Annotated in this window: 23 protein-coding genes; 16 read left to right on the forward strand and 7 right to left on the reverse strand. The window is 76.3% G+C overall.

Translation table 11 applies throughout. The features are described 5' to 3' along the window. Positions 1-20: 20 nt before the first annotated feature. The 13 genes from BLT72_RS01575 to BLT72_RS01635 all read left to right on the forward strand — a co-directional run bounded on the left by BLT72_RS01575 (position 21) and on the right by BLT72_RS01635 (position 15,519). Entirely contained in the window at positions 21-953 is a 933-nt protein-coding gene (locus BLT72_RS01575; protein WP_091409216.1) for a carbohydrate ABC transporter permease, read from the forward strand. After that, positions 950-1,867, forward strand: a complete 918-nt coding sequence (locus tag BLT72_RS01580) for a carbohydrate ABC transporter permease (RefSeq protein WP_091409219.1) — start codon at positions 950-952, stop codon at positions 1,865-1,867. The genes BLT72_RS01575 and BLT72_RS01580 overlap by 4 nt, the downstream gene beginning before the upstream one ends. Positions 1,868-1,899: 32 nt before the next feature. Further along, the gene (locus BLT72_RS01585) at positions 1,900-4,002 is read left to right on the forward strand and encodes a beta-galactosidase (RefSeq protein ID WP_091409222.1); all 2,103 of its coding nucleotides are present in this window, start codon (positions 1,900-1,902) and stop codon (positions 4,000-4,002) included. 112 nt (positions 4,003-4,114) lie between these two features. Then, positions 4,115-5,335 carry a glycosyltransferase gene (locus BLT72_RS01590; RefSeq protein ID WP_091409224.1) on the forward strand — a complete coding sequence of 407 codons (1,221 nt, stop codon included), beginning with the start codon at positions 4,115-4,117 and terminating at the stop codon, positions 5,333-5,335. A gap of 53 nt (positions 5,336-5,388) precedes the next feature. Continuing rightward, positions 5,389-5,967, forward strand: a complete 579-nt coding sequence (locus tag BLT72_RS01595) for a D-glycero-alpha-D-manno-heptose-1,7-bisphosphate 7-phosphatase (RefSeq protein ID WP_231930268.1) — start codon at positions 5,389-5,391, stop codon at positions 5,965-5,967. Beyond that, positions 5,964-7,022: a glycosyltransferase family 9 protein gene (locus BLT72_RS01600; RefSeq protein WP_091409230.1), complete on the forward strand. Its 1,059-nt coding sequence runs from the start codon at positions 5,964-5,966 to the stop codon at positions 7,020-7,022. Before BLT72_RS01595 ends, BLT72_RS01600 begins: the two co-directional genes overlap by 4 nt. Beyond that, complete coding sequence (locus tag BLT72_RS01605) at positions 7,019-8,002, forward strand: PfkB family carbohydrate kinase (protein WP_091409233.1); 984 nt, start codon at positions 7,019-7,021, stop codon at positions 8,000-8,002. The genes BLT72_RS01600 and BLT72_RS01605 overlap by 4 nt, the downstream gene beginning before the upstream one ends. After that, positions 7,999-9,108 carry a glycosyltransferase family 9 protein gene (locus tag BLT72_RS01610; RefSeq protein WP_197677160.1) on the forward strand — a complete coding sequence of 370 codons (1,110 nt, stop codon included), beginning with the start codon at positions 7,999-8,001 and terminating at the stop codon, positions 9,106-9,108. The genes BLT72_RS01605 and BLT72_RS01610 overlap by 4 nt, the downstream gene beginning before the upstream one ends. Before the next feature lie 4 nt (positions 9,109-9,112). Continuing rightward, positions 9,113-10,069 (forward strand): glycosyltransferase family 9 protein, encoded by a 957-nt coding sequence (locus BLT72_RS01615; RefSeq protein WP_091409237.1) that lies wholly within the window; start codon positions 9,113-9,115, stop codon positions 10,067-10,069. 162 nt (positions 10,070-10,231) lie between these two features. Then, complete coding sequence (locus BLT72_RS01620) at positions 10,232-11,839, forward strand: hypothetical protein (protein ID WP_091409241.1); 1,608 nt, start codon at positions 10,232-10,234, stop codon at positions 11,837-11,839. Between the two features lie 154 nt (positions 11,840-11,993). Further along, positions 11,994-13,037, forward strand: a complete 1,044-nt coding sequence (locus BLT72_RS01625) for an NAD(P)-dependent alcohol dehydrogenase (protein ID WP_091409245.1) — start codon at positions 11,994-11,996, stop codon at positions 13,035-13,037. Positions 13,038-13,371: 334 nt separating this feature from the next. After that, positions 13,372-15,009 carry a hypothetical protein gene (locus tag BLT72_RS01630; RefSeq protein WP_091409249.1) on the forward strand — a complete coding sequence of 546 codons (1,638 nt, stop codon included), beginning with the start codon at positions 13,372-13,374 and terminating at the stop codon, positions 15,007-15,009. Positions 15,010-15,153: 144 nt separating this feature from the next. Then, positions 15,154-15,519: a VOC family protein gene (locus BLT72_RS01635; RefSeq protein ID WP_091409252.1), complete on the forward strand. Its 366-nt coding sequence runs from the start codon at positions 15,154-15,156 to the stop codon at positions 15,517-15,519. A gap of 6 nt (positions 15,520-15,525) precedes the next feature. Here BLT72_RS01635 and BLT72_RS01640 read toward each other — a convergent pair whose 3' ends face one another. From BLT72_RS01640 to BLT72_RS01665, 6 genes are read right to left on the reverse strand one after another with little or no spacing between them, the layout of a single operon-like run. Next, entirely contained in the window at positions 15,526-16,557 is a 1,032-nt protein-coding gene (locus BLT72_RS01640) for an aldo/keto reductase (protein WP_091409255.1), read from the reverse strand. 9 nt (positions 16,558-16,566) lie between these two features. Next, positions 16,567-17,223 (reverse strand): hypothetical protein, encoded by a 657-nt coding sequence (locus tag BLT72_RS01645; protein ID WP_091409259.1) that lies wholly within the window; start codon positions 17,221-17,223, stop codon positions 16,567-16,569. After that, on the reverse strand, positions 17,220-18,614 hold the full coding sequence (locus BLT72_RS01650) for a DUF58 domain-containing protein (RefSeq protein WP_091409262.1): 1,395 nt from the start codon (positions 18,612-18,614) through the stop codon (positions 17,220-17,222). The genes BLT72_RS01645 and BLT72_RS01650 overlap by 4 nt, the downstream gene beginning before the upstream one ends. A 19-nt stretch (positions 18,615-18,633) precedes the next feature. Then, positions 18,634-19,641: an AAA family ATPase gene (locus BLT72_RS01655; protein ID WP_091409264.1), complete on the reverse strand. Its 1,008-nt coding sequence runs from the start codon at positions 19,639-19,641 to the stop codon at positions 18,634-18,636. Further along, positions 19,638-20,111, reverse strand: a complete 474-nt coding sequence (locus tag BLT72_RS01660) for a hypothetical protein (protein WP_091409267.1) — start codon at positions 20,109-20,111, stop codon at positions 19,638-19,640. Before BLT72_RS01660 ends, BLT72_RS01655 begins: the two co-directional genes overlap by 4 nt. After that, a complete protein-coding gene (locus BLT72_RS01665; protein WP_157720231.1) occupies positions 20,108-20,836 on the reverse strand; it encodes a DUF4129 domain-containing protein in 729 nt (242 codons plus the stop codon). Before BLT72_RS01665 ends, BLT72_RS01660 begins: the two co-directional genes overlap by 4 nt. Positions 20,837-20,888: 52 nt before the next feature. On the opposite strand from BLT72_RS01665, the gene BLT72_RS01670 reads away from it, so the two are divergent. After that, complete coding sequence (locus BLT72_RS01670) at positions 20,889-22,238, forward strand: glycoside hydrolase family 15 (RefSeq protein ID WP_157720233.1); 1,350 nt, start codon at positions 20,889-20,891, stop codon at positions 22,236-22,238. Between the two features lie 6 nt (positions 22,239-22,244). Here the strand turns inward: BLT72_RS01670 and BLT72_RS01675 are convergent, their stop codons facing one another. Then, on the reverse strand, positions 22,245-23,510 hold the full coding sequence (locus BLT72_RS01675; RefSeq protein ID WP_091409272.1) for an ROK family protein: 1,266 nt from the start codon (positions 23,508-23,510) through the stop codon (positions 22,245-22,247). A gap of 293 nt (positions 23,511-23,803) precedes the next feature. Here BLT72_RS01675 and BLT72_RS01680 point away from each other — a divergent pair, with 293 nt between their 5' ends. Together BLT72_RS01680 and BLT72_RS01685 are read left to right on the forward strand one after the other, a co-directional pair. Further along, positions 23,804-24,526, forward strand: a complete 723-nt coding sequence (locus BLT72_RS01680) for a class I SAM-dependent methyltransferase (protein ID WP_197677161.1) — start codon at positions 23,804-23,806, stop codon at positions 24,524-24,526. Further along, entirely contained in the window at positions 24,523-26,073 is a 1,551-nt protein-coding gene (locus tag BLT72_RS01685; RefSeq protein ID WP_091409278.1) for an FAD-dependent oxidoreductase, read from the forward strand. The genes BLT72_RS01680 and BLT72_RS01685 overlap by 4 nt, the downstream gene beginning before the upstream one ends. The last annotated feature ends 215 nt before the right edge of the window (positions 26,074-26,288 follow it).

Genomic DNA, 26,288 nt, shown 5'->3' on the forward strand with positions numbered 1-26,288 from the left:
CGTCCTGGAAGGGACATCCGATGGCCACCGCCACCGTTCCCGCTGCCCTGCAGCGCAAGCGTCACGGGCTCACCGTGGCGAAGAAGCGGCAGTACCGCGCCGCGTACCTGTTCGTCCTGCCGTTCTTCGTGATCTTCCTCGCGATGATCATCGTCCCGCTCGGCTACGCCGGCTACCTGTCGTTCTTCCGCCGCCAGCTGGTGGGCGGTGTCTCCTTCGTGGGCCTCGAGAACTACGCCAAGGCCCTCACCGACCCGAACTTCCTCGGCAGCGTGGCCCGGATGGCGGGCTTCCTGCTGGTCCAGGTGCCGCTCATGCTCGGCTTCTCGCTGTTCTTCGCGCTGGCCCTGGACAGCGGGATGACCCGGCTGTCCAAGGTCATCCGGCTCGGCATCTTCGTGCCCTACGCGGTGCCGAGCGTCGTCGCGGCGCTGATGTGGGGCTACCTGTACGGCCCCGACTTCGGCCCCTTCGCCCAGACCGCGGCGCTGCTGGGGCTGCCGGCCCCGCCGTTCCTCACGTCGACGGGCATGTTCTTCTCGATCATCAACGTCGTGAACTGGGAGTTCATCGGCTACAACATGATCATCATCTACGCCGCGCTGCGGTCGATCCCGCCCGAGCTCTACGAGGCGGGGCGCGTCGACGGCGCGTCGGAGGCGCGGATCGCCTGGTCGATCAAGATCCCCCACGTGCGGCCGGCCCTGGTGCTCACCGTGATCTTCTCCGTGATCGGCACGTTCCAGCTCTTCAACGAGCCCAACCTGCTGCGCACCGTCGCGCCGACGGTGATCGGGAACTCCTACACGCCGAACCTCTACGCCTACACGCTCGCCTTCGTCAACCAGGACGTGAACTACGCCGCCGCCATCGCCTTCCTGCTGGGCATCGTGATCATGGCCCTCTCCTACGCGGTGCAGCTCTGGAACCAGCGCAAGGAGACCCGGTCATGACCACCACCGCCGCACCCACCACCCCGCTGACGGCGCCGGCGAGCCGGCCGACCCGGTCCCGGGACGAGCCTCGGCGGCGCACCAGCCTGCTGCTCACCGTCGTCATGGTGGCCTGCCTGCTCTACTTCTTGTTCCCGCTCTACTGGCTGGCGGTCGCCTCCACCAAGTCCAACGCCGACCTGTTCAGCACCTTCGGGTTGTGGTTCGCCGACTTCAACCTCGTCGACAACCTGCGGAGCGTCTTCACCTTCCAGGACGGCGTCTTCTCCCGCTGGGCCCTGAACTCGGTGATCTACGCCGTGACCAGCGCCATCGGGGCCACCCTGCTGGCCACCGCGGCGGGCTACGCGTTCGCCAAGTACGACTTCCCGGGCGGCCGGGCGCTGTTCTCCATCATCCTCGGCGCGGTGATGATCCCGACGACGGCGCTGGCCATCCCCACCTACCTGCTGTTCGCCCGGGCCCAGCTGACCGACACCTACTGGGCGATCATCCTGCCCTCGCTGGTCAGCCCGTTCGGGGTCTACCTGATGCGGGTCTACGCCGCGGACGCGGTCGACGGCTCGATGCTCGAGGCCGCGAGGGTGGACGGGGCCGGTGAGTTCCGCATCTTCGCCACCGTCGCCTTCCGGCTGCTGGTGCCGGGCGCGGTGACGGTGCTGCTGTTCAGCCTGGTCGCGACCTGGAACAACTACTTCCTGCCGCTGATCATGCTCAACACGCCGCAGAAGTTCCCGTTGACGGTGGGGCTGGCCCAGTGGCAGTCCTCCGCCGCCGCCGGCTCCGGCTCCCAGGCCCTGTTCTCCACGGTGATCACCGGCTCCCTCGTCTCGATCATCCCGCTCGTCGTCGCCTTCCTGCTCCTGCAGCGCTTCTGGCAGTCCGGCCTGTCGGCCGGCGGCGTCAAGGCATGACGGTCCACCCCCCAGCTCCGGAAGGAACCCCCGTGTCCCCGCGTCCTGACCGCGTCCTCTTCGGCGCCGCGTACTACCACGAGTACCAGCCCTCGCCCCGGCTGGAGACCGACCTCGACCTGATGGTGGAGGCGAACTTCTCCGTCATCCGGGTCGGGGAGTCGGTCTGGTCCACCTGGGAGCCGGAGGAGGGCGTCTTCGACCTCGACTGGCTGCAGCCCGTCCTGGACGGCGCCCACGCCCGCGGCATCGCGGTCGTGCTCGGCACCCCGACCTACGCCGTCCCGCCGTGGCTGGCCCGGCGCCACCCGGAGATCGCCGGGGAGGTGCAGACCGGGCAGCGGATGCCGTGGGGCGGCCGCCAGGAGGTGGACTACAGCCACCCCGCCTTCCGCTTCCACGCCGAGCGGGTGGTCCGCCGGATCGTCGAGCGCTACGCCGGCCACCCCGCCGTCATCGGCTTCCAGGTCGACAACGAGCCCGGCCTGCTGCTGTTCCACAACGAGGGCGTCTTCCAGCGCTTCGTCGACGACCTGCGGCAGCGCTACGGCACCGTCGAGGCGCTGAACGAGGCCTGGGGGCTCGTCTACTGGTCGCACCGGCTGTCCACCTGGGCCGACCTGTGGCGCCCCGACGGCAACTACCAGCCCCAGTACGACCTGGCCTGGCGCACGTTCCAGGCCACGCTGACCACCGAGTTCATCGCCTGGCAGGCGGGCATCGTCCGGGAGTACGCCTCACCGGAGCAGTTCGTCACCACCTGCATCGCCTACGACCGGCCCGGCGTCGACGACGTCGGCCTGACCCGGGCGCTGGACGTCACGGCCGGCAACCCGTACTACGCCATGCAGGACGACCTCGCGCTGCCGGTGGGCCACGACACCCCGCAGGGCTGGACGACCAGCGGGGCCTGGACGCTGTTCGCCAGCGCCGACCGGATGTACGCCTCGAAGCAGGCGCCCTTCCTGGTCACCGAGACCAACGCCGGCGCGATCGGGGGCCCGGCCACGAACTTCCCCGCCTGGGACGGGCAGTGGCGGCAGGCGGCCTGGAGCCTGATCTCTCGCGGGGCGGAGATGGTCGAGTACTGGCACTGGCACACCAACCACTTCGGCACCGAGTCCTACTGGATCGGCGTCCTGCCGCACGACCAGCAGCCGGGCCGGGTCTACCGCGAGCTGGCCGCGCTGGGCGCGGAGCTGGCCGACCTGGGTCCGACGGTGACCGGGCTGACGCCGCACGCCTCCCTCGGGCTGGTCTACTCCGCGCGCTCGAAGTGGGGACTCGCCTTCCAGTCGCCGTTCCCCGCCCGGGACGCGGTCCTGACCCCGTCGGACACCGACCCGCGGGCCTTCCACCGGATCTACGAGGCCTTCTACCGCGGGGCCTTCGACGCCGGCGTCGGCGTCCGCGTCGTCCACGACGAGCAGCTGGTGGAGCGGACGCCGGCCGACGTCGCCGCCGAGCTGCCCGTGCTCGTCGTGCCGGGGCTGCTGGTGGCCGACGACGCCCTGCTGACCTGGCTGCGCGGCTACGCCGCGGCCGGTGGCCACCTCGTGCTGGGCATCCGCACCGGGTACGGCGACGAGGAGGGCCGGCCCCGGACCGAGCCGAAGCCGGCGCTGCTGGCCGACGCCGCCGGCGTCTCGTTCCAGGAGTTCTCCAACCTGCGGACCCCGCTGGACGTCCGGTCCCCGGGCGGTGAGCTGCCGGTCGGGCCGGACGCGCACGCCACCCGCTGGGTGGACCTGCTGGAGAGCGACGGGGCCAAGACCCTGCTGGAGTACGACCACCCGCAGTTCGGGCGCTTCCCGGCCGTGACCACGACCGAGCACGGCGAGGGCCGGATCACCACCGTCGGGACCGTCCCCGACCCCGCCCTGGCCCGTGACCTGGCGGCCTGGCTGGTGCCCGACCCGCGACCCGGCTGGGGGGCGCTGCCCGAGCCGGTGACGGTCAGCCAGGCCCGGACCCGGGACGGCCGCCGGCTGCACGTGGTGCACAACTGGGGTTGGGAGCCGCAGCAGGTGGCGGCGCCCGCCGGTGCCGTCGACGCGCGGCACGCCGACCGGGACCTCAGCGGGGGCCTGGCGCTGGGTCCGTGGGACGTGGCGGTGCTGCTCACCGACGACTAGAGGGGACGAAGGGCGCCCGGGTCGGACGCCCGGAGCCGGGGCACGCCGCTGGTTCGCGGACGGCCCGAGGGGGTAGTGCTCCGCCACTGCTGGTCGGGGAGGAGGGGGTGGGGTGCGGGTCGCGCTGGTCTCGGAGCACGCCAGCCCGCTGGCGGTGGTCGGTGCCGTCGACGCCGGGGGGCAGAACGTGCACGTCGACGCGCTCGCCGGCGCCCTCGCCCGCCAGGGTCACGACGTCACCGTGCACACCCGGCGTGACGACCCGGCGCAGGCCGAGCAGGTGCGCACCGACGCGGGCTACCGCGTCCTGCACGTCCCGGCCGGCCCGGCCGCCCCGCTCCCCAAGGACGCGCTCTGGCCGCTCATGCCGGCCTTCGCCGACGCCCTCACCGTGCAGCTCGCGACCCTGCGGACCGACGTGGTGCACGGCCACTTCTGGATGTCGGCCTGGGCCGCCGACCGCGCCGCCGACGCCCTGGACCTGCCGCGGGTGGTGACCTTCCACGCCCTCGGCACGGTCAAGCGCCGCCACCAGGGGACCGACGACACCAGCCCGCCCGAGCGGGTCGCCGTCGAGTTCGCGGTCGCGCGCGCCGCCGACCGGGTGGTCGCCACCTGCTCCGACGAGGTGCGGGAGCTCGGCCGGATGGGGCTCGCCGCCGACCGGACCACCGTCGTGCCCTGCGGCGTCGACGCCACCCGGTTCACCCCCGAGCAGGACGCGACCCCCGTCCCCGCCCGGACCCGGCGGCACCGCGTGGTCACCGTCGGCCGCCCGGTACCGCGCAAGGGGTTCGCCGTGGTCGTCGAGGCCCTCGCCGGCCTGCCCGACACCGAGCTGCTCGTGGTGGGCGGCGCCGGCGGCCGGGGCCCCGAGCCCGAGCTCGACCGGCTGCACCAGCTGGCCGACCGGACGGGGGTCGCCGACCGGCTGCACTGCGTGGGCCAGGTGCCGAGGGCGGCGATGCCGGCCCTGCTGCGCTCGGCCGACGCCGTGGTCTGCGCCCCCTGGTACGAGCCCTTCGGCCTGGTCCCGCTGGAGGCCATGGCCTGCGGCGTCCCCGTCGTCGCGGCGGCCGTCGGCGGGATGCTCGACAGCGTCGTCGAGGGCGTCACCGGGCTGCTCGTCCCGCCGCGGGACCCGGCCGCGCTGAGCGTCGCGCTCGGCCGCCTGCTGGCGGACCCGGACCGCCGGGCCCGGATGGGGGCCGCGGGACGGCAGCGGGTGCTGGAGCGCTACACCTGGCCGACCGTGGCCGGCGCCACGGCCGACGTGTACACCGCGGTCCTCGACCGGCGACCTCGCGCCGCCCGGCCCTACCGGCGAGGATGAGCGCCCACGGCCCGGCGGGGCGGGCCGGCACCCCGGAGGACGGAGAGCACCTGATGGACGCAGCCGCGAGCGGGCGACCGGGCGACGCCCCGGCGCCGGGGCCCGGGCTGCGCGCGGTGCTCTTCGACCGGGACAACACGCTGATCCACGACGTCCCCTACCTCGCGGACCCCGCGGGGGTGCGCCCCGTCGACGGCGCCCGCGAGCTGCTGGACCAGCTGCGGGAGCGGGGGATCGCCATCGGGGTGGTCAGCAACCAGTCCGGCGTCGCCCGCGGGCTCATCAGCCCCGACGCGCTGGCCCGGGTGAACGCCCGGGTCGAGACCCTGCTGGGCCCGTTCGACACGTGGCAGGTCTGCCCGCACGGCGAGCAGGACGGCTGCGGCTGCCGCAAGCCCGCGCCCGGCCTGGTGACGGCGGCCGCCGCCGCCCTCGGGCTGGAGCCGGCCGCGTGCCTGGTGGTCGGCGACATCGGGGCCGACGTGGCGGCGGGGCTGGCCGCCGGCGCCCGGGCCGTGCTCGTGCCGACACCGGTGACCCGACGCGCGGAGGTCGAGCGCGCCCGGCGGACCGCGGCCGTCGCCGGCAGCCTCGCCGAGGCCGTCGGCCTGCACCTGGCGGGGCTCCGATGAGGCCGGCGCCGCTCGGCGGACGGGTGCTGGTCGCCCGGCTGGACAGCATGGGCGACGTCCTGCTGGCCGGGCCGGCGGTGCGCGCGGTGGCCGAGACGGCCGCAGCCGTCACGCTGCTCGTCGCGCCCGGGCAGCGCGCGACCGCCGAGCTGCTGCCGGGCGTGGACGCGGTGGTCGAGTTCACCGCCCCCTGGGTGGTGCTGGACCCGCCGCCGGTCGAGCCGGCGGCCGTGCAGGCGCTGGTCACGACGCTGGCCGCCGGAGCCTTCGACGCCGCCCTCGTGCTGACGTCGTACCACCAGTCGCCGCTGCCACTGGCCCTGCTGCTGCGGATGGCCGGCGTCGGCTGGGTGGGGGCGGCCAGCGAGGACTACCCCGGTTCGCTGCTGGACCTGCGGCACCGGCCCGCCGACGGGCTGCCCGAGCCCGAGCGGGCTCTCCAGCTGGCCCGGGCCGCGGGCTTCGGGTCGGCGGCCAGCTCGGCCGCGCTCGCCGTCACCGGACCGCTGCCCGACCCCCGGCCGCTCGCCGGCCCCGGGCCCTACGTCGTCCTGCACCCCGGGGCCGCCGTGCCGGCGCGGGCCACGACCGCCGCGCACGCCCGCGCGCTGGTCGACGCGCTGGTCGCGGCCGGGCACCGGGTGGTGGTCACCGGCGGTCCCGGCGACCGGGCGCTCACCGCCACCGCGGCGGGGGGTGGCGGACGGGACCTCGGCGGCCGGCTGTCCCTGCGCGAGCTCGCCGGCGTGCTGGCGGGTGCGGAGGCGGTGGTCGCGGTCAACACCGGACCCGCCCACCTCGCCGCCGCCGTGGGCACCCCGGTGGTCTCGCTCTTCGCGCCCGTCGTGGCCGCCACCGCCTGGGCGCCGTACGGCGTGCCGGTGGCCCTGCTGGGCGACCAGGACGCGCCCTGCCGGGGCACCCGCGCCCGCACCTGCCCGGTCCCCGGGCACCCCTGCCTCACCGGCATCGCGGCGGCCGACGTCGTCGCCGCCGTCACCCGGGTGGCCGCCCCGGCCGCGGCCGTCGGACTCGAGAGGGAGGTGCCGGCATGAGGCGCACCGGACCCCTGGTGGTCGTCGGCGACTGCCTGCTGGACGTCGACCTGAGCGGCAGCGCGACCCGGTTGTGCCCGGACGCGCCGGTGCCCGTGGTCGACCTCGAGGAGCGCTGGGAGCGTCCCGGCGGCGCCGGGCTGGCCGCGCTGCTGGCGGCCCGCAGCGGCGTCGAGGTCGTGCTGGTCACGGCGCTGGCCGAGGACCCCGCCGCGGCGCGGCTGGCGGAGCTGCTCGGCCGGCACGTCACCGTCGAGCCTCTGCGCTGGGTCGGCGACACCGTGGTCAAGACCCGGGTCGGGGCCGCCGGGGTGCCGATGCTCCGGCTGGACAGCGGCGGAGGGTGTCCCGCCGACGGCGTGCTGCCGCGCGGGGCGCACGCGGTGCTCGGCGCGGCCGGCGCCGTGCTGGTGGCCGACTACGGCCGCGGCCTCACGGCGCTGCCCGCGCTCCGTCGTCGACTGCGCGCCGTCGCCGCGGAGGTGCCGCTGGTCTGGGACCCGCACCCGCGGGGTGCGGCCCCCGTGCCGGGCGCCACGCTGGTCACCCCGAACGCCGCCGAGGCCCGGCACTTCGGCGCCGGGGACGACGCGCTCGAGGCGGCCGGCTGGCTGTGCCGGCACTGGGAGGCGGACGCCGTCGCGGTCACCCAGGGCGAGCGGGGCGCGGTGCTGGCCCGGTCCGGAGCCGGGGCCGTCGCGGTCCCGCTGGTCGGGCCGGCCACCGGCACCGGCCACCGCCGCCCCGACACCTGCGGGGCCGGCGACCAGTTCGCCGCCAGCGCCACCGCCGCCCTGCTCGCCGGGGCCGACGCCGACGCCGCCGTCCGCGCCGCCGTGATGGAGGCCGCCGCCTACGTCGCCGCGGGAGCCGCCGCCACCGCGTCGGTCCGGGTGCCGGCCCGGCCCGACCTGGAGTCCGCCCGGCCGGAGAGCGGGGCCCGCCGGGTCGGTGGCTCCTGGTCCCCGGAGGTGTCGTGACCGACGGGCGCCGTCCCTGGGTCGGCGGACCCGCGGCACGCTTCCCCGACGTCCGCCGGATCGCGCTGCTGCGCGGCGGCGGGCTGGGGGACCTCGTCTTCGCGCTGCCCGCCGCCGAGGCGCTGGCCGCCGCCCACCCGGAGGCCGAGCTCACCCTGCTGGGCACCCCCGGCCACGCGGCGCTGCTCCGCGGACGGCCCTCCCCGTTCAGCGACGTCGAGGTGCTGCCCGCCCGGCCGGGCGTCCGGGACGGCGCGGAGGACCCGGCCGCGACCGCGGCGTTCCTCGCGCGGATGCGGTCCCGGCGGTTCGACCTCGCGGTCCAGGTGCACGGCGGCGGCGGCAACTCCAACCCGTTCCTGCTCGCCCTCGGCGCCCGGCACACCGTCGGGCTGCGGGCCGAGGGGGCGCCGCCGCTGGAGCGCACCGTCCCCTACCTCTACTACCAGCACGAGGTGCTGCGCGCCCTCGAGGTGGCAGCCCTGGCCGGCGCGCCCGCCGTCGACCTGGAGCCTCGGCTGCCGTTGACGCCGGCCGAGGAGGAGGTCCGCCGGGCGGCGGCGGGCGGCCCGCCCACCGTCGTGCTGCACCCGGGCGCGACCGACCCGCGCCGCCGCTGGCCACCCGCCGCGTTCGCCGCGGTGGCGTCGGCGCTGGCGGCCGACGGGGCCGCGGTCGTCGTCGTGGGCGACGCGTCGGAGACCGGGCTGGTGGAGGAGCTGCTCGCCGCGGTCGACCCCGTGCACGCGCACCGGGTCCGCTCGACCGCGGGCCGGGGGACGCTGCCCGAGCTCGTCGACCTGCTGCTCCGGGCCTCGCTGGTGGTGGCGAACGACTCCGGCCCCCGGCACGTGGCCGCCGCCCTCGGCACCCCGACCGTCGGCGTCTACTGGTTCGGCAACGCGCTCAACGCCGGCGCGCTCAGCCGCGGCCGGCACCGGCTGCAGCTGGCCTGGACGACGCGCTGCCCCGTCTGCGGGGTCGACGTGACCGTCGTCGGGGCGCCGCGCTGCCCGCACGACGACTCCTTCGTCGCCGACGTGGAGGTCGCGGCGGTGCTGGCCGACGCCCGGGCCCTGCTCGCCGGTCCGCAGCGGCCAGACTGAGCCCGTGCAGATCCTCGGCGAGCCCGACGGGCGACCGGAGCTGGTCGCCCTGCGCGCCCTCAAGCTGGGCGACCTGCTGGTCGCGGTCCCGGCCGTCCACGCCCTCCGGCGAGCGCGCCCCGAGCACCGGCTGGTGCTCGCCGTGCCCGGCTGGCTCGGCCCGGTCGTCGACCTGGTGGGCGGCGTCGACGCCCTGCTGCCGACCCCGGGACTGGATGACCTGCTGCCCCTGCCGCCGGGTCGGGTGGACACCGTCGTCGACCTGCACGGCGGGCCGGACAGCCGTCGCGTGCTCGAGGCGCTGGAGCCCCGGCACCGGGTGGGCCACGCCGCCCCCGGCTGGGACGGCCCGGCCTGGGAGGACGGGGTGCTGGAGCGGTACCGCTGGGCCCGGCTGGTCACCGAGCACCAGATGCCGGCCGACCCCGACGACGTCGGCCTCCGGCGCGGACCGACCCCCTCGCCCGCCCCGGGTGCGGTCGTCGTCCACGTCGGCGCCTTCTACGGTTGCCGGGCCTGGCCGGTGGAGCGGTTCGCCGCCGTCGCCCGAGCCCTGGTCGCCGACGGCGCGCACGTGGTGCTGACCGGCAGCGCGCGGGAGCGGGACCGGGCCCTGGAGGTCGGCGCCCTCGCCGGGCTGGCCGCCGACGACGTGCTGGCCGGCCGGACCGACCTGGCCGAGCTGGCCGCGCTGGTGGCCGAGGCCGCGCTGCTCGTCTCGGTCGACACCGGCGTGCCGCACCTGGCCTCGGCCTACCGGACCCCGTCGGTCGTCATCTTCGGTCCCGCCCCGCCGGAGGAGTGGGGGCCGCCGGCCGGCGGACCGCACGTCGTGCTCACCGACGCACGGCTCCGGGTGGGCGACACCTTCGGCTCCGTGCCCGACCCCGCCCTGCTCGCGGTCACCGCCGACGAGGTGCTGGCCGAGGCGCGGCGGCTGCTGGCCGCGGGCCGCGGCTGAGCTTCCCGCAGGAACCGCCACGGGTCGTCGCACCCGGACCCGGACCCGGAGCCGGGCGACCGCTCAGCGCCCGCGGCGGCGACGCCCGGTCCTGGGGCGATCTGCCACCTTGCCAGCGGCGCCGGGGCGGCGTAGGTCTCGTCGTGGGAACGGGGGTGCGCGGTGGTCGACGAGGACCGGGTCGCGGCGGGACGGCCGCGCCGGCGCGGACCTGCCCTGGTCGCGGTGCTGCTGGCTCCGCTGCTGCTGGGGCCGCTCGGGCCGCTGGTCCTCCCGGCCGGCGCGGCGACGGCGTGCTCGCCCGGGGCTCCGACCGACGTGGACGGCGGCGGGCCCGACGTGGTGCTGGGCCTGCCGTCCTTCGACCTGCCCGGGAAGCCGGACGCGGGCGCGCTCGTCGTGTTCTCCGACCTGGCCGGCCCCGGGGAGTCGGACCCGCGCGGGGCCACCCGGCGGACGGTGGTGACGGCCGCCGACGTGGGGCTGCCCACCCAGGCCGGGGCGCGGTTCGGGGCCGCCGTCGTCGTGGTCCGCCGGCTCGGGACCTGTGCCGCGCTGGTCGTCGGGGCGCCGGGCGAGGACGTGGCGGGACGCCGCGGCGCGGGCCGGGTGCACGTGCTGCCCGGGTCACCGCAGGGGCTCGGGTCGCCGCTGGAGAGCCTCGACGAGTCGCTGCTGCCGGGCCTCGGGGGCGCCCAGGCCGGAGCCGGGTTCGGCTCCGCGGTCGTCGCCGACGGGGCCGACTGGATGGCGGTCGGCGTGCCCGGCCGCGACCTCGGTGGGGCCGTCGACGCCGGCCGGGTGGTCCGGGTGGACCGCCGGGAGCCCACGGGCCAGCGCGTCGACGTCGTCCAGCAGGGCGGCCGCGGCGCCGGGACGCCGGAGCGGGGGGACCGGTTCGGCGAGGTGCTGGAGGTCGCCCCCAGCGGGGTCGGCCCGCTGCTGCTCGTGGGCGTCCCGCGCGAGGACGTCGGGACGCGCGGGGACGCGGGAGCCGTGGCCTTCCAGGCCGGCGACCGGCCGCTCTCGATGGTCACCCAGGACTCGCCGGGAGCCGGCGGCACGGCGGAGGCCGGCGACCGCTTCGGCGCCGCCCTCGACAGCTGGGCCACGCCCGCCGGCGACCACGTGGCCCTGATGGCGGCGGTCGGGGTGCCGGGGGAGGACCTCGGCCGCACCGTCGACGCCGGGCTGGTCGGGTACGTCGCCGTCGACCTCTTCGACACCTCCGACACCTCCGTCGGCCCGCTGGAGGGGCGGTCGCTGACCGTCAGCCAGGACTCCCGCGGCGTCCCCGGGGTGGTCGAGCGCGACGACCGGTTCGGGGCGGCGGTCCTGACCGGGGAGTTCGGGGTGGACGCCGGCCGGCTGCACCTGGTGGTCGGCTCGCCGGGTGAGGACGTCGGCCGGACCGCGGACGCCGGCCAGGTGACGCTGACCGGGATCAGGATCACCGACGGCACCCCGCTCTCGGCGTTCGGCGGCGGCTGGACGCAGGACACCCCCGGTGTCCGCGGCGTCCCCGAACGGGGCGACGGCTTCGGGTCCGCGCTGGCGGGCGTCCAGCTGGCCAGGGCCGAGGACGACGAGGACTCGGTGCACGTCGTCGTGCTGGTCACCGTGCCCGGCGAGGACGACGGCACGACCTCGGGCACGGGGATGGCGCACCTGGGCCTGCCGGGCGGCGGCGGGTCGGTGCCGCTCGTCCCGCCCGCCCGGCAGGCGGGGGCGGGCACGGGGATGCGGGCCGTGGACGGGCGCCTGGGCTGAGCCCACCTCCGGTGGCCGGCGTCCGGCGGCTAGGCTGGTCCCACGGGCGTCCGCACGCAGGACCCCCCACGCGACCGGGTCGCGGTCACCGGGCACACCGCCTGGACCGCGCCGTCGCCGAGCCGGTCGGCTCACCGAACCGAGGAGAACCCCCATGCTGTCCGTCCACGCCTACGCCGCGCCGAGCGCCACCGCGCCGCTCGAGCCCACCACGATCGAGCGCCGCGACCTCGGCCCGCGCGACATCCTCATCGACATCAAGTTCGCCGGCATCTGCCACTCCGACATCCACACCGCGCGCGGCGAGTGGGGCGACGCGGGCTGGCCCATCGTCGTCGGCCACGAGATCGCCGGCGTCGTCGCCGAGGTCGGCTCCGACGTGGACCGGCACACCGTTGGCGACCGGGTGGGTGTCGGCTGCCTCGTCGACTCCTGCCGCGAGTGCGACTCCTGCCTCAAGGGCCTGGAGCAGTACTGCCTGAACGGCAACATCGGCACCTACGGCGGCATCGGCCGCGACGGCAAGCCGACCGCCGGCGGGTACTCGACCCACATCGTCGTCGACCAGGACTTCGCGCTGCGGATCCCCGAGGGCATCGCCCTGGACGAGGCCGCGCCGCTGCTCTGCGCGGGCATCACCCTCTACTCCCCGCTCAACCACTGGAACGCGGGACCGGGCCAGAAGGTCGCCATCATCGGCCTCGGCGGCCTGGGCCACATGGGCGTCAAGATCGCGCACGCGATGGGGGCCGAGGTGACGGTGCTCAGCCAGTCCCTGAAGAAGCAGGAGGACGGGCTGCGCCTCGGGGCCGACCACTACTACGCGACGAGCGACCCCGCGACCTTCGAGGCGCTCGGCGGCACCTTCGACCTCATCATCAACACCGTCTCGGCCAACCTCGACCTCGACTCCTACATGGGCCTCCTCGCGGTCGACGGCACCCTGGTCGAGGTGGGTGCTCCCGAGCACCCCATGTCGGTCAAGGCCTTCTCGCTGCTGCCCGGGCGCCGCAGCCTGGCCGGCTCCAGCATCGGCGGCATCCCGGAGACCCAGGAGATGCTCGACTTCTGCGCCGAGCACGGCCTGGGCGCCGAGATCGAGGTCATCAGCGCCGACCAGATCAACGAGGCCTGGGAGCGGGTCGTCGGCAGCGACGTCCGCTACCGCTTCGTCATCGACACCGCGACGCTGGGCTGACGCCGGCCGGCCCGGTCCTCGAGAGCTGCCCCACCACCGGAGTCGGTGGTGGGGCATTTTTCTGCCCTTCCTGGCTGTGATCTACCTCACGTCACCGGAGGCCCGACAGCCGCGTCGGCCCGGGCCCGGTCGGTCGGTCACGGGCGGATCACGCTCAGATCACGGGGTCGTCGCGGCGGTCGTGTTACGCGGAGGTGAACCCGGGCGCCGGGTCGGGCGTGGTGACCGCCGTCGACGCCGGAGCGCTCCCGCCGCCCTCCGGTAGTCTCCGGAACCTCCCCCTCCCCAGCACGAAGATCCCCGTTCTCGGCCCGAAACCGGATGGTCCATGCGCATGCTCAGACGTTCCTCCCGCCCCGCCCAGCCCCTCCGCACCCTCGGCTCCCTGGTGGCCGTCGCGGCCCTCGGCCTCAGCGCCGCCCTGCCGGGGACCGCCTCGGCGGCCGTGCCGCCGGTGCTGCAGAAGCCCGCGGCCGCGGTGACGGCCGACGCGCTGCCGACCGCCCAGATCGACGGCATCGTCTGGAAGCAGGTGATCGCGGGCAACACGGTCTTCGCCGGGGGTCGGTTCGCCAGCGCCCGCCCCGCCGGTGCGGCGCGGGGGACCAAGAGCGTCAAGCGCTCCAACCTGATGGCCTACGACATCCGCACCGGCAAGATGACGACCTTTGCGCCGAAGCTCAACGGCCAGGTCCGGGCGCTGGCCACCTCGCCGGACAAGAAGGTCCTCTACGTCGGCGGTGACTTCACCAAGGTCGGGACGACGAACCGGCCGGCGTTCGCGGCGTTCAGCGTCTCCACCGGCAAGCTGTTGCCGCTCACCGGCAACTTCAACAACCGGATCAACGCGATCACCACCATCGGCATCCGGGTCTACGTCGGCGGCTGGTTCACCCGGGTCGGCCAGAAGCCGCGGGCGCGCCTGGCGGCGCTGTACTCCACGACCGGCAAGGTCGCCCCGTGGAACCCGTCGGCCAACGGCTCGGTGGAGGCGCTCATCCCCACCCCGGACAAGAAGAAGGTGGTCGTCGGCGGGTCGTTCAGCACGCTCGGGGGCAAGGTCAACCGGGGCATGGGCGCGGTCAGCACGATCGTCGGCACGCCGGGGACGTGGAAGGCCAACACCAAGATCAAGAACTACGGCGGCTCCTCGGCGATCCTGTCCCTCGCCGCCGACAAGGACACCGTCTACGGGACCGCCTACGGCTACGAGGCCGGCAACTTCGAGGGCGTCTTCGCGGCCAGCCCCAAGGACGGCACCATCAAGTGGCTGCAGGACTGCCACGGCGACCAGTACGACGTCGCCCCGATCGGCAGCCTGGTCTACTCCGTGGGCCACGCGCACTTCTGCAAGAACATCGGCGGCTTCGCCGAGATCGACCCGCAGCGCGCACTCGTGGTCAGCAAGGCCGCGAAGGGCACCGTCGCCACGAACACCCAGGCCGGCATCAACTACAGCAACTGGAAGGGCTACAAGGCGCCGGCCATCTACAACTGGTTCCCGAAGCTCAACACCGGCAAGGTCAGCGGGTCCACCCAGGGCGCGTGGAGCGTCGCCGGCACCTCGAAGTACGTCGTCCTCGGCGGCGAGTTCACGACGGTCAACGGGAAGCCGCAGCAGGGCCTGACCCGGTTCACGACGCCGGCCAACAAGGCGCCGCGGGACATGGGGCCGCAGGTCACGGGCGCGAAGGCCGCGCCATCGGTCTGGGGACGCGCGGACGGCAGGGGGCTGCAGCTGGGCTGGAACGCCAACTACGACCTCGACGACCGCTCGCTGACCTACCAGGTGCTGCGTGACGGCAAGTCGCTGAAGACCTTCTCCCGCTCGTCGACGTTCTGGAACCGTCCCTGGGTCACCCTCGCCGACACGACGGCCAAGAAGGGCAAGACCTACGTCTACCAGCTGCGGATCACCGACCGCGACGGCAACCGGGTGACCAGCCCGAAGGTGAGCCGCAAGGTCGCCTGAGCCGCGGTCACCGCGACCACGACGGGCCGTCGGAGCACTGCTCCGGCGGCCCGTCCGTCGTCCGGGGCACCCGATGAGTCGGGGCGCCGGGGGTGGTCGAAGGGGGAGGGCCCGCGCCGTGCGGCCCGACCACCTGGAGGACCTGTGCTGGAGAGCTCGCCCGCGTTCAGCGGCTTCTCGACCGACGACGTCGACGCCGCCCGCACCTTCTACGCCGACGTCCTCGGGCTGCGGGTCAGCGAGGAGAACGGGATGCTGCAGCTGCACCTCGGCGGCGGGCACCGCGTCCTCGTCTACCCCAAGCCCGACCACCGGCCGGCGACCTTCACCGTGCTGAACTTCCCGGTGGACGACCTCGAGGCGACGGTGGACGCGCTGGCGGCCCGCGGTGTCGCCTTCGAGCACTACGCGGGCACCGACGAGCGGGGCATCCAGCGCGGGTGGGGCCCGCCGATCGCGTGGTTCGCGGACCCGGCGGGCAACATCTGCTCGGTGCTCACGCCCTCCTGAGCCGGATCAGCGGCCGCCGGAGAGCTTGCGGCTCCGCTGCTGGACCCCCATCTCGCCGTAGGGGTAGTCGGCGACGCGCGGCCGGGAGACCTCCGCCAGCCGGGCCGTCTCCTCCCCGGTCAGGTGCAGGTCGGCGGCGGCGAGGTTGGTCTCCAGCTGCTCCAGCGTGCGGGCGCCCAGGATCGTCGACGTGACGCCCGGCTGGTCGGTCACCCACGCCAGGGCCACCTCGGCCATCGAGACCCCGCGCGCCTCCGCGACCGACTGCACGGCGTCGACGACGTCCCAGGTCTGCTCGGTGCCGCGCCGGTCCCACGCCTCCATGCCCCGCTGCGGGTTGTCCCCCAGCCGGGTGGCCTCCGCGGGACGCTCGTCACGCTTGTACTTGCCGGAGAGCCAGCCGCCGCCCAGCGGGCTCCAGGGCAGCATCCCCATCCCGGCGTCCTGCACGGCGGGCACGATCTCCCACTCGATCTCGCGGACCAGCAGGCTGTACTGCGGCTGCAGGGTCACCGGGGGCGCCAGGTGGAGGGCGGCGGCCAGGTGCACCGCCTTGGTCAGCTGCCAGCCGGTGAAGTTGGAGAAGCCGTAGTAGCCGATCTTGCCCGCGCGGATGAAGCCGTCGAGGGTGCGGAGCGTCTCCTCCAGCGGCGTCCAGGGGTCGAAGGCGTGCACCTGGTACAGGTCCACGGTCTCCAGGCCCAGCCGGGTCAGCGACGCGTCGAGGGCCCGGGTCAGGTGGCGGGTGGTCAGCCCGGCGCCGTTCGGCTCGGGCGACATCGGGAAGCGGCCCTTGGTGGCCAGCACGACGCGCTCGGTGACGTCGGCGGGGCGGCTGGCGAACCAGCGGCCGATGATCTCCTCCGAGGTGCCGCTGCCGTAGACGTCGGCGGTGTCGACCAGGGTGCCGCCGGCCTCGACGAACCGGTCCAGCTGGGCGTGCGAGCCGGCCTCGTCGGTCTCGGCGCCGAAGGTCATGGTGCCCAGGCAGAGGTTGGAGACGGCGAGGCCGCTGCGGCCGAGGGTGCGGTAGTCCATGCCCCGTTTCTACACGGTGGGTCGCGGCGTCGCGTCGGCGCCTCGGGGTCGGGCGGTGAGCCGCGGGGCCAGCACCACGACGAGCGCCCCGACGGCCAGCGCGGCGAGCGGCGCCAGCCACCAGACCTGCACGCGCCCCTGCGCGACCACCGCCCCGAGGAGGGCGACCAGCTGCGTGGCGGCCTGCACCGGCAGGTACCGGCGGAGCAGCACGAGCAGCACGGCGGGCTCCACCCGCACCGACCAGCCGAACGGCCCCAGCAGGGCGGCCAGCTGGACGAGGAGGTGGCTGGCGGCCAGGGCGACGAAGGCGCCGGGCCGCCACGCCCCGTCGCCGGCGGTCAGCTGCACGAAGGCGACGAACCCGACGACGGCGACCGGCCAGGCGCCGCGCGGCCGGACCACCGGTCCGAGGCCGAGCAGGAGCCCGATCCAGAGCAGGGTGGTGCCGGCGCCGGCGGCCGTGACGGCCACCCCGGTGAGCACCAGCAGCAGCCCGCGGAGCAGCCAGCCGGGCAGCGTCGGGCCCAGCCCCAGCTGGACGCGCCGACGCCGCGGCCGCAGGGACGGCAGGGCGCGGGGGGTGCTACGGGCGAGCTCGACCACCCGCTCCCGCAGCGGGCCGAGCCGCGAGCGGCCGACCACGGTGCCCGGCGGCCCGCTCATCGGCGGACCCGCCGGCGGGCGAGCACGCCCAGCTCGGCGGCGACGTCGTGCTCGGGGCCGAGGCTCTGCCAGGTGACGGTCTCCACGCCCGCGCGGGCGAGGTCGGCGATCCGGTCCACCCGGTCCATGGACACCACCCGGAAGGCGGTCCGCTGCCGGGCGCTCAGGTCGGCGGTCACCAGCGGCGGCAGGGTGTCCACGGCGACGACCCGGTGCCCCGACCCGCGCCACGCCGTCGCGAGCCGGGCCGGGTCGTCGTCGAGGAAGGTGGAGAACAGCACGATCAGGGCCCCCGACGGCAGCCGCGGCACCCGCTGCCGTCGCGTCGGCTCGCCCTCCGGGCGCGCCAGCGCCAGCTGCTGCGTGAGCCGGTGCAGGTGCGGCCGTCCGCCCGCGGGCGGGCTGGGCCGCCGCAGCCGGCCGAGGTCCTCCAGCCCCACCCGGTCGCCGGCCTCGAGGTAGCTGCGGGCGACCGAGGCGGCGGCGAACCGGGCCAGGTCCAGCGAGGTCGCCTCGTCCTCGTCGACGGCGGACGCGTCACCCCAGGTGTCCACCCGCGGCCCGACCTCGTCGCGGGAGTCGACGACGAGCATCACCGTCGCGTCGGCGGTGGCGAAGGTGCGGCGGACGTAGAGCTCGGAGACGGCGCCCGGCTGGCCGGCCCCGGCCGCCGCCTGGCCGTTGATCCGCGCGGTGACCCGCCAGTCGATGCGCCGCAGCCGGTCCCCGGGGCGGAACGGGGCCACGTCGTGCAGGTCGCCGCCGTCGCCGGCCCGCCGCGACCCGTGCGGCCCGGTCAGGCCCTGCAGCCGGAACGGCAGCGGCAGGGCGCGCAGCGCGCGGGTCGACGGCAGCACCGTCATCACGACCGCGGGCTGGGAGCTGACGGACCCCAGCAGCAGGGCCGACGCGTCGGCGGCGCGGGCGTCCAGCTGGAACAGCGGCCGGCTGCCCGTGCGCACCGACCGCATCCGGACGGCGACGACCCGGTCCCGCGCCAGCACCAGCGCCTCCCGCGGGCGGTGGCCGGGCGCGTCCACCCGGACGCCCAGCAGCGGCGCCCCCGGTGCGGCCTCGACGACGAGCTCGGCCTCGAGCTGCCCCGCGTTCGCCGTCTGGTCGGCGGCGCGCAGCCGGGCCCGCGCCCCCCCGGCCGGCCAGCCGGCGCGCGCGACCACGAGGCCCAGCAGCAGCGGCAGGCCCAGCGCGGCGACCTCCGGGCGTCCGGCCACCAGGCCGACGACGGCGACCAGCACCCCGCCCACGAGCCAGGCCGCAGCCGCGGGGGCCGGGACCAGGCCGGCCGCCGGGACCGCGACGACGGGCGGCCGGGCGGGGAGGACGTCGGGGTCGACCACCCGGGCCTCGGAGGTCGTCGCGCCGCCGCTCACGACCAGACCCGTCCCGGGTTCACCGGGCGCTCGCCGTCGCCGCCGGGCCCGGCACGGTGCTCAGCAGCGTCCCGACCACGTCGGCGGCCGCGAGCCCGCTGGCCCACGTCTGCGGGTTGAGCGTGATCCGGTGCGCCAGGGCGGCGACGGCCACCTGCTTGACGTCCTCGGGGGTGACGAAGTCCCGGCCGTCCAGGACCGCCCGGGCCCGGGCGACCAGCAGCAGGGCCAGCGAGCCGCGCGGCGAGGCGCCCACCTCCACCGACGGGTGCCGCCGGGTCGCGGCGGCGAGCGCGACGCAGTAGCGGACGACGTCGGGGTCGACCTGCACCTGCTCGACGCCGGCCTGCATGGCCAGCACCGTCGCCGGGTCGACCACGGCGCGGACGCTGGTCTCCTCGTGCTGGCGGGCCAGCCGGCGGCCCAGCACCTCCGCCTCACCCTCGGGGCTCGGGTAGCCGACGGCCAGCCGGACCAGGAAGCGGTCCAGCTGGGCCTCCGGCAGCGGGTAGGTGCCCTCGTACTCGACGGGGTTGGACGTGGCCATCACGTGGAACGGCCGGGGGAGCGGGAAGCTGCGCCCCTCGACGGTGACCTGCCGCTCGGCCATCGCCTCCAGCAGGGCCGACTGCGTCTTCGGCGCGGTGCGGTTGATCTCGTCGGCCAGCAGCAGCCCGGTGAACACCGGACCGGCGCGGAAGGCGAAGGCGGCGCTGCCGGGCTCCCAGACGTAGGAGCCGGTGATGTCGGCCGGCAGCAGGTCCGGCGTGCACTGCAGCCGGGTGAAGTCCAGGCCCAGCGCGCCGGCCAGGCTGCGGGCCGCCAGCGTCTTGCCGAGGCCGGGGACGTCCTCGAACAGCACGTGCCCGCCGGCCAGCACCGCGGCCAGCGCGGTGGTGAGGGCCTGGTCCATCCCGACGACGACCGTGCCCACCTCCGCGAGCACCTGGCGGCCCAGCCGGGCCACCTCCGGCACGCCCAGCGGTGCGGCGGTCGGGGCGGGTGCAGCGGTCTGCGGGTGGGTCACGGGGTGGTCCTCTCGGTCAGCTGCTCCACCGCCAGGACGGCGCGGGCGAAGGAGTCGTAGCGGGGTGGGGCCGCGGGGTCGGCGGTCAGGGCGGCGTGGGCGTCCGCCCCGAGCAGGGCGCGGGCCCGCTCGGCGTCGGCCGGGTCGTCGAGGTCGACGTCGCGCCAGCGCAGCCGGCGGGCCGCGATGCCGCGCAGGTGGGCGAGCGAGCGGCGGTCGACCCGGGACTCGAAGCCGTGCAGGCCCCAGGACAGCCGGTCGACCTCGCGACGGGCGCCGGCGTCGGTCCGGCCGTCGTCGTGCGGGGGCCAGCCGTCGTCGTCGGGCACCGCGGTCTCGCGCAGCAGCAGGAGCGCCACGGCTGCGAGCGCGAGCAGCAGGCAGTGCCCGAGGTCCAGCCCGATCACCAGTGCGGTCAGGAAGACCCCGACGGCCAGCACGGCCGCGCGGACGCCGTCGCCCGCCGTCACGGCGGCGGCCCGGCGTCGGTGGCGGAGAACCGCGACCAGCTGGCGCTCAGCACGCCCAGGCAGCGGCGGGCCTCGGCGACCGCCGCCGGACCCACGCCGGCGGCGGAGAAGCGGGCCCGGTGGTAGAGCCCCAGCAGGGTGGTGACGGCGTCCGCGTCGGCCTCGGTCGCCGCGAGCACCCGGGAGGTGAGCTCGGTGGGGGTGTCGGCCGGCCGCCGGGGGACGCCGGAGCGGGCTGCCGCGTCCTCGAGGGCGACCCACGCCGCGAGCACCGCGTCGGTCGGGTCGACGACGGTGTCCAGCAGCTCCTGGGCCTCCCGGACGCCCTGCTGGACGGCGGGTGCGTCGGGGCCGCCGTCGCCCGCCACCAGCCCGCCCGTGGCGGCGGTGGCCCGGCTCTTCGCCGGCGGCCGGGGCAGCACCCGCCAGACCCAGTAGGCGGCCGCGAGGACGCCCAGCACCAGCCCGGCCCAGAGCAGCGGGAGCACGAGGTCCCCGGCGCCGGAGTCCTGCAGCGGCGGCGGCGAGCCGGGGGAGCCGGTGGGGATCGGGGGGACGGAGCGCGGCTCGAACTCGGGCGCCCCGCCGAAGACGCCGAAACGGTCGGTCATGCCCCACGACGAGGCGGTGGCGGCGGCCAGCACGACGAGGACGCCGACGGCGAGGACGGCCGGCACCAGGGCCGCACCGGCTCCCGGTCGCCGCTCGTCGTCCGGGGAGGCCACGGGCTCAGGATAGGGCGGACCGGCCGCCCGGGAGCCGCCTAGGCTGCCGGGCATGACGCCCGCGGCCCAGCACGAGCGGCCGGCGCCGCGGCCCCGGCCGTCCCGGGGACAGCGGTGGGCGCGACCGGTGGCCCTCGGCCTGGCGGTGGTCTCCGTGTACGGGCTGTGCGGTCCGGCGGCGGTCGGCCGGGCGACCCGCGACCGCGTCATCCCCCTCGACGCCCTGACCCTCGGCGTCGGCGCCGACGGCCGGGTGCAGCCGGTCCACGACGTCGCGGACCTCGTGCCGGGCAGCCGGGTGCTGGCCGGCACGCCGGCCACCGCGGACGCGCTGCGGGCCGAACGCGCCTGGTCGGCGGCGGGCACCGTCCCGTCGGTCCCGGAGCTGGCGGGCAGCACGCTGGTCAGCGACGCCCTGCTGGACCTGCGCACCCTGGGCCTCGGCACGGGCGTCCCGGTCGCCGGCTGGCCGCCGCCCTGGCGGCACGTCTGGCCGCGGGACTCCGCGCTGGCGGCGGCCGCGCTGGCCCGCACCGGGCACCCGGCCGACGCCGAGGCCGTCCTCACCTTCCTGCAGCGGGTGCAGCCCCCGTCCGGGGTGTTCGCGGCCCGGTACGCCCCCGACGCGTCGGGGGTCCCCGACGACCGCGGCGACCAGCTCGACGGGACGGGCTGGGCCCTCTGGGCGCTCGCCGTGGTCGCCGACGCCGGGCCGGCGGAGGAGCGGGCCGCGCTGGTGCAGCGGTACCGCGGCCTGCTGGACCGCTCCACGACGGCGGCGCAGGCCGCCGTCGACGACGGCCGGCGGCTGCCGCCGGCCGGGCCCGACTACTGGGAGCGGCCCGAGCGGCGGCCGACGCTGGCCACGGCGGCCCTGCTGCGGGCCGGGCTGGAGGCCGCCGGCCGGCTGTACGCGCTGGCGGGCGACGACCCGGCGGCGGACGCGGCCGGGGCGGCGGCCGGACGGCTGGCGGCGACCGTCTCCGCGCGCTTCGCCGACGACGGCTTCCCGCGCCACCCCGGCGGGCCGGCGTCCTCGGTCGACCTGGGGGTGGTGTTCCTGCTGCCGCCCTTCGCGGCCCATCCGGACCCCGACGCCGTCGCGGCCTACCGGAGCGCGCCGCGGGCGATGCTCCGCCCGGCCGGGGGGCTGGCGCCCGGTGGGTCCTGGCGCGACGACGGCATCAGCTGGACGACGTCCACCTCCAGCTACGCGCTGGCCGCGGCCTCGGTGGGCGACCGCGACACGGCGGTGGCCTGGCTGCGCTGGCTCGACGACCACCGGACCGCCGCCGGCTCCCTCCCGGAGAAGGTGCTGGCCGACGGCCGGCCGGCCGCGGTGGCCCCGCTGGCCTGGGCGTCGGCCGCCGTGGTGCTCAGCGCCGTCGCCCTGGAGGGCTGAGCGCCCTCAGAGCACCTGGGTCAGGTTGAGCGGGTCCTGCAGGACGGCGTCGCGGGCGGCCACCGCGGCGCCCAGGACGACGCGGTTCACGCCCACCGAGTCGAGGCTGACCACCTGGGTGGCGGCGAAGGGGCCGATCGCGATCCGGGCGTCGATCCCCTCCTGCAGCGCGTCCTGCAGCGACCGGCGGAGCAGCCCGAGGTAGCCGCCGAGCACCACCACCTGCGGGTTGATGGTCCCGATGATGCCGTCGAGGGCGACCCCCAGGGCCGCGCCTCCCTGCTCCAGCGCCGCCAGCACCCCCGGGTGGTCGGTGCGGGCCGCCTCGACGAGCATCTGCAGCGCGCGGAACGGCTCGAAGGTGGTGAGCCGGGTCGCCTCGGACGCCGAGACCAGCTCGCTGCGGGCCAGCAGCTGCTCCGGCCCCAGCAGCGACTCCAGGCAACCCCGACGGCCGCAGGCGCAGGCCGGCCCGTCCGGGTGCACCCGGACGTGCCCGAGGTCACCGGCGCCTCCGCCGTAGCCGCGGAAGATCTCCCCGCCCAGCACGACGCCCCCGTTGATCTCGCGCAGCCCGCCGACGTACACCGCGACGTGCGGCATGGGGGCGGGGAGCTCGGCCCGGACCGCCTGGAGGGCCGCGAGGTGGCCGTCGTGGTCGATGCCGACGGTGACGTCCTCCCAGCCGGCGCTGTAGAGGGTGTCGTAGACCGCGGTCTTCAGGGGCAGCCCGTCCCAGTCGAGGGTGGGGCACCAGCTGACGGTCCCCCCGTCCTCGCCGACGTAGCCGGGCAGGCCGATGTGCACCGTGACGAGCGACTTGTCCTCGGGGATCCGGCGCAGCTGGCCGCAGAGGGCGGTGTGGAAGAGCGCGAACCCCCGCTCCGGGCCGGAGTGCAGCAGCTGCAGGGGCACCTGCTCGCGCCACAGCTCCCGGCCGCCCACGGTGGTGCAGATGAAGGAGGCCTCGAGCATGTCCAGCTGGACACCGAGGACGCACCAGGTGTCGCCGTCGAGGGCGATCGGCTTGGTCGGCCGCCCGGCGCCCGGTCGGCGGACGGGCTCGAGCTCGCGGACCAGGCCGCGGGACCGGAGCTCGCCGACGAGGTCGGTCATGGTGGAGATGCCCAGGCCGCAGCCGTGGGCGATGTCGTGCCGGCTGCTGGGGCCGTGGTCGCGGACGAAGCGCAGGATCTGCGCCAGGTTGCCCTGTCGCAGGTCCCCGGATCCTCCGCTCCGCCGCACCGCGTGGACGGGATGGGTGCGACGCATGGCGGGATCTTAACTCATTCATTCGCTTTCAAAACGATGGAATCAAAAGGCTCTTTACAGCATTCTTGACGATCTCTCAGGTCAGGGACCAGATTCTTTTTAATCGGCCGTCCGTACTAATGCGTTCCCGGGGCCGTCGGCGGGCCCGCGGGTCCCGGGGCGCTGTCGGCCCGGACGGCTAGGGTTGTCGAGGCCCCGCGGCCCGGCCGGGACCGGGTGGAGGGGTCACCCTGGCGAGCCCGCCGGGTGCCGGCCCGACGAGGTGAGGAACGACCCTGATCACGACCGAGGAGGTGCCCCTCGCGTTCGACGAGGCGGCACCCAGCTACGACACCATGGTGGCCCGCAACCCCGGCTACCACGCCCACCTCGCCACCGCCGCCGAGGCGCTGCTGGCGGCGGTCCCGACGCCCGGTCCGCTCCGGCTGGTCGACCTGGGCTGCGGCTCCGGGGCCTCGACCCGCGCCCTGGTGACCGCGGCACGGCAGGACGGGCGGGCCGTCGCCGTGACGGGCGTCGACGCCTCCTCCGGGATGCTCGACGAGGCCCGGGAGAAGAGCTGGCCGGCGGGCGTCCGGTTCGAGCACGGGCTGGCCCAGGACCTGGCCGCCCGGCGCGGGGAGTTCGGGCTCGCCGGAGCCGTCGACGGCGTCCTCGCCGCCTACCTCTTCCGCAACGTCACCGAGCGCGACGAGGTGCTCCGCGACGTCCACGACCTGCTGGCACCCGACGGCGTCCTGGTGGTGCAGGAGTACTCGGTCGCCCACTCCCGGGCCGCCGACCTCATCTGGTCGCTGGTCTGCTGGCTGGTGGTGATCCCGCTGAGCTGGCTGACCTCGCGGCAGACCCGGCTCTACCGGTACCTGTGGCGCAGCGTCCGCGGCTTCGACGCGGTGCAGACCTTCGTCGACCGGCTCTACGGGGCCGGGTTCGTCGACGTCGAGGTCTCCACGGTGCCCGGCTGGCAGCGCGGCATCCTGCACACCTTCCGCGCCCGCCGGGCGGGGGACCGGTGAGCGCCGCGGGCTGGGTCCCGGGCCGCGACCCGCGGGCCGTCCGGCACCCCGCGGCCGCCGGGAGCCGGCGCAGCGACGGCCGGCGCCCGGTGCTGGTGGCCGGCGGCGGCATCGCCGGGCTGGCCGCGGCCACCGGCCTGGCCGAGCGCGGCGTCCCGGTCACCCTGGTGGAGGCGCAGCCCCAGCTGGGGGGACGCGTCCGGGCCTGGCCGGTCGAGCACCCGGACGCCGGTGGGCCGCCGACCACGATGAGCCGCGGGTTCCACGCCTTCTTCCGGCAGTACTACAACCTGCGCTCGCTGCTGCGCCGCTCCGACCCGGGCCTGGACCGGCTGGTGCCCCTGGAGGACTACCCGCTGGTGCTGGCGGACGGGCACCGGGACTCCTTCGCCAGCATCCCGCGGACCCCGCCGCTCTCCATCGCCACCTTCGTGGCGCAGAGCCCGTCCTTCACCGCGGCCGACCTGGCCCGGGTGGACATCCCGGCGGCCCTCGAGCTGCTGGACGTCGACTTCCCCTCCACCTTCTCCCGCTACGACGGCGAGAGCGCCGCGGACTTCCTGGACCGGCTGCGCTTCCCGGCCGACGCCCGGCACCTCGCCCTCGAGGTGTTCGCCCGGAGCTTCTTCGCCCACCCGACCGAGTTCGCGGCCGGGGAGCTGGTGGCGATGTTCCACTCCTACTTCACCGGGTCGGCCGAGGGGCTCCTGTTCGACGTCCCGCGCGACGACTACGACACCAGCCTGTGGGCGCCGCTGGGCCGTCACCTGCACGGCCTCGGGGTCGAGGTGCTGACCTCGACGACCGTCGAGCACGTGGCGGGCTCCGGTGACGACCTCGAGGTCACCCTCGGCTCGGGCGAGCAGCGCCGGGTCGGCGGCGTCGTCGTGGCCACCGACCCGGGCACCACCCGGCGGCTGGTCACCGGGTCGCCGCTGTTCGACGAGGACTACGCCGACCGGGTGGGGGCGGGCCGCAACGCCCCGCCGTTCGCCGTGTGGCGGCTCTGGCTCGACCGCCGCGCCGACGTCGAGCGCTCACCCTTCCTCGGCACCAGCGGCTTCGGCCCGCTGGACAACGTCTCGCTGCTCGAGCGGTTCGAGGACGGCGCCCGCCGCTGGTCGGACGAGCGGGGCGGCTCGGTCGTCGAGCTGCACGCCTACGCCCTGCAGGACCCGTGGGACGAGTCCGCCGTCCGCGCCGAGCTGCGGCACCACCTCGACGCGCTCTACCCCGAGCTGGCCGGGGCGGCGGTGCTGGCGCAGGAGTGGCTGGTCAGCCAGGACTGCCCGCTGGCCAGCACCGCACCCTGGCAGCTGCGGCCCGAGGTCGCGACGCCCGACCCGCGGGTGGTGCTGGCGGGCGACGGCGTCCGCTGCGACTACCCGGTGGCGCTGATGGAGCGCGCCGCCACCACCGGCTGGCTGGCGGCGAACGCCCTGCTCGCCCGCGAGGGCGTCGCCGGCCACGACCTCTGGACGGTCCCGATGCGGTCCCGCCACCCCGTCGCCGGCCGCGTCCGGCGGCTCCTCACCCGGACGGCCTGACCGGACCTCCGCGGTCGGCCGGCGGGCGGCTGCCCGGCGGGTGACCTGGGCCGACCCAGGTCCCCCACTTCACACCCCGTCGGTGGGCTTCACACCCCGTGGAAGGGGCGCAGCGACCACCGCAGGGGTGTGAAGTGGGGGACCGGGCTCGGCCCGGGGGTCGGGGACGCCGACGAGGGCGTCAGCACCACGAGGGCGTCCGCACCACGGCGGCG

The organism is Friedmanniella luteola (genome assembly GCF_900105065.1).
In the GTDB taxonomy this organism is placed as follows: domain Bacteria; phylum Actinomycetota; class Actinomycetes; order Propionibacteriales; family Propionibacteriaceae; genus Microlunatus; species Microlunatus luteolus.

What these genes read in the sequence shown, in the direction of transcription:
- BLT72_RS01640 (WP_091409255.1), bottom strand. Translation starts at nt 16,557, where the DNA reads ATGGACTACCGCACCCTCGGCCGCAGCGGCCTCGCCGTCTCCAACCTC.
- BLT72_RS01630 (WP_091409249.1), top strand. Translation starts at nt 13,372, where the DNA reads ATGCTCAGACGTTCCTCCCGCCCCGCCCAGCCCCTCCGCACCCTCGGC.
- BLT72_RS01595 (WP_231930268.1), top strand. Translation starts at nt 5,389, where the DNA reads ATGGACGCAGCCGCGAGCGGGCGACCGGGCGACGCCCCGGCGCCGGGG.
- BLT72_RS01580 (WP_091409219.1), top strand. Translation starts at nt 950, where the DNA reads ATGACCACCACCGCCGCACCCACCACCCCGCTGACGGCGCCGGCGAGC.
- BLT72_RS01675 (WP_091409272.1), bottom strand. Translation starts at nt 23,510, where the DNA reads ATGCGTCGCACCCATCCCGTCCACGCGGTGCGGCGGAGCGGAGGATCC.
- BLT72_RS01605 (WP_091409233.1), top strand. Translation starts at nt 7,019, where the DNA reads ATGAGGCGCACCGGACCCCTGGTGGTCGTCGGCGACTGCCTGCTGGAC.
- BLT72_RS01575 (WP_091409216.1), top strand. Translation starts at nt 21, where the DNA reads ATGGCCACCGCCACCGTTCCCGCTGCCCTGCAGCGCAAGCGTCACGGG.
- BLT72_RS01600 (WP_091409230.1), top strand. Translation starts at nt 5,964, where the DNA reads ATGAGGCCGGCGCCGCTCGGCGGACGGGTGCTGGTCGCCCGGCTGGAC.
- BLT72_RS01645 (WP_091409259.1), bottom strand. Translation starts at nt 17,223, where the DNA reads ATGAGCGGGCCGCCGGGCACCGTGGTCGGCCGCTCGCGGCTCGGCCCG.
- BLT72_RS01670 (WP_157720233.1), top strand. Translation starts at nt 20,889, where the DNA reads ATGACGCCCGCGGCCCAGCACGAGCGGCCGGCGCCGCGGCCCCGGCCG.
- BLT72_RS01625 (WP_091409245.1), top strand. Translation starts at nt 11,994, where the DNA reads ATGCTGTCCGTCCACGCCTACGCCGCGCCGAGCGCCACCGCGCCGCTC.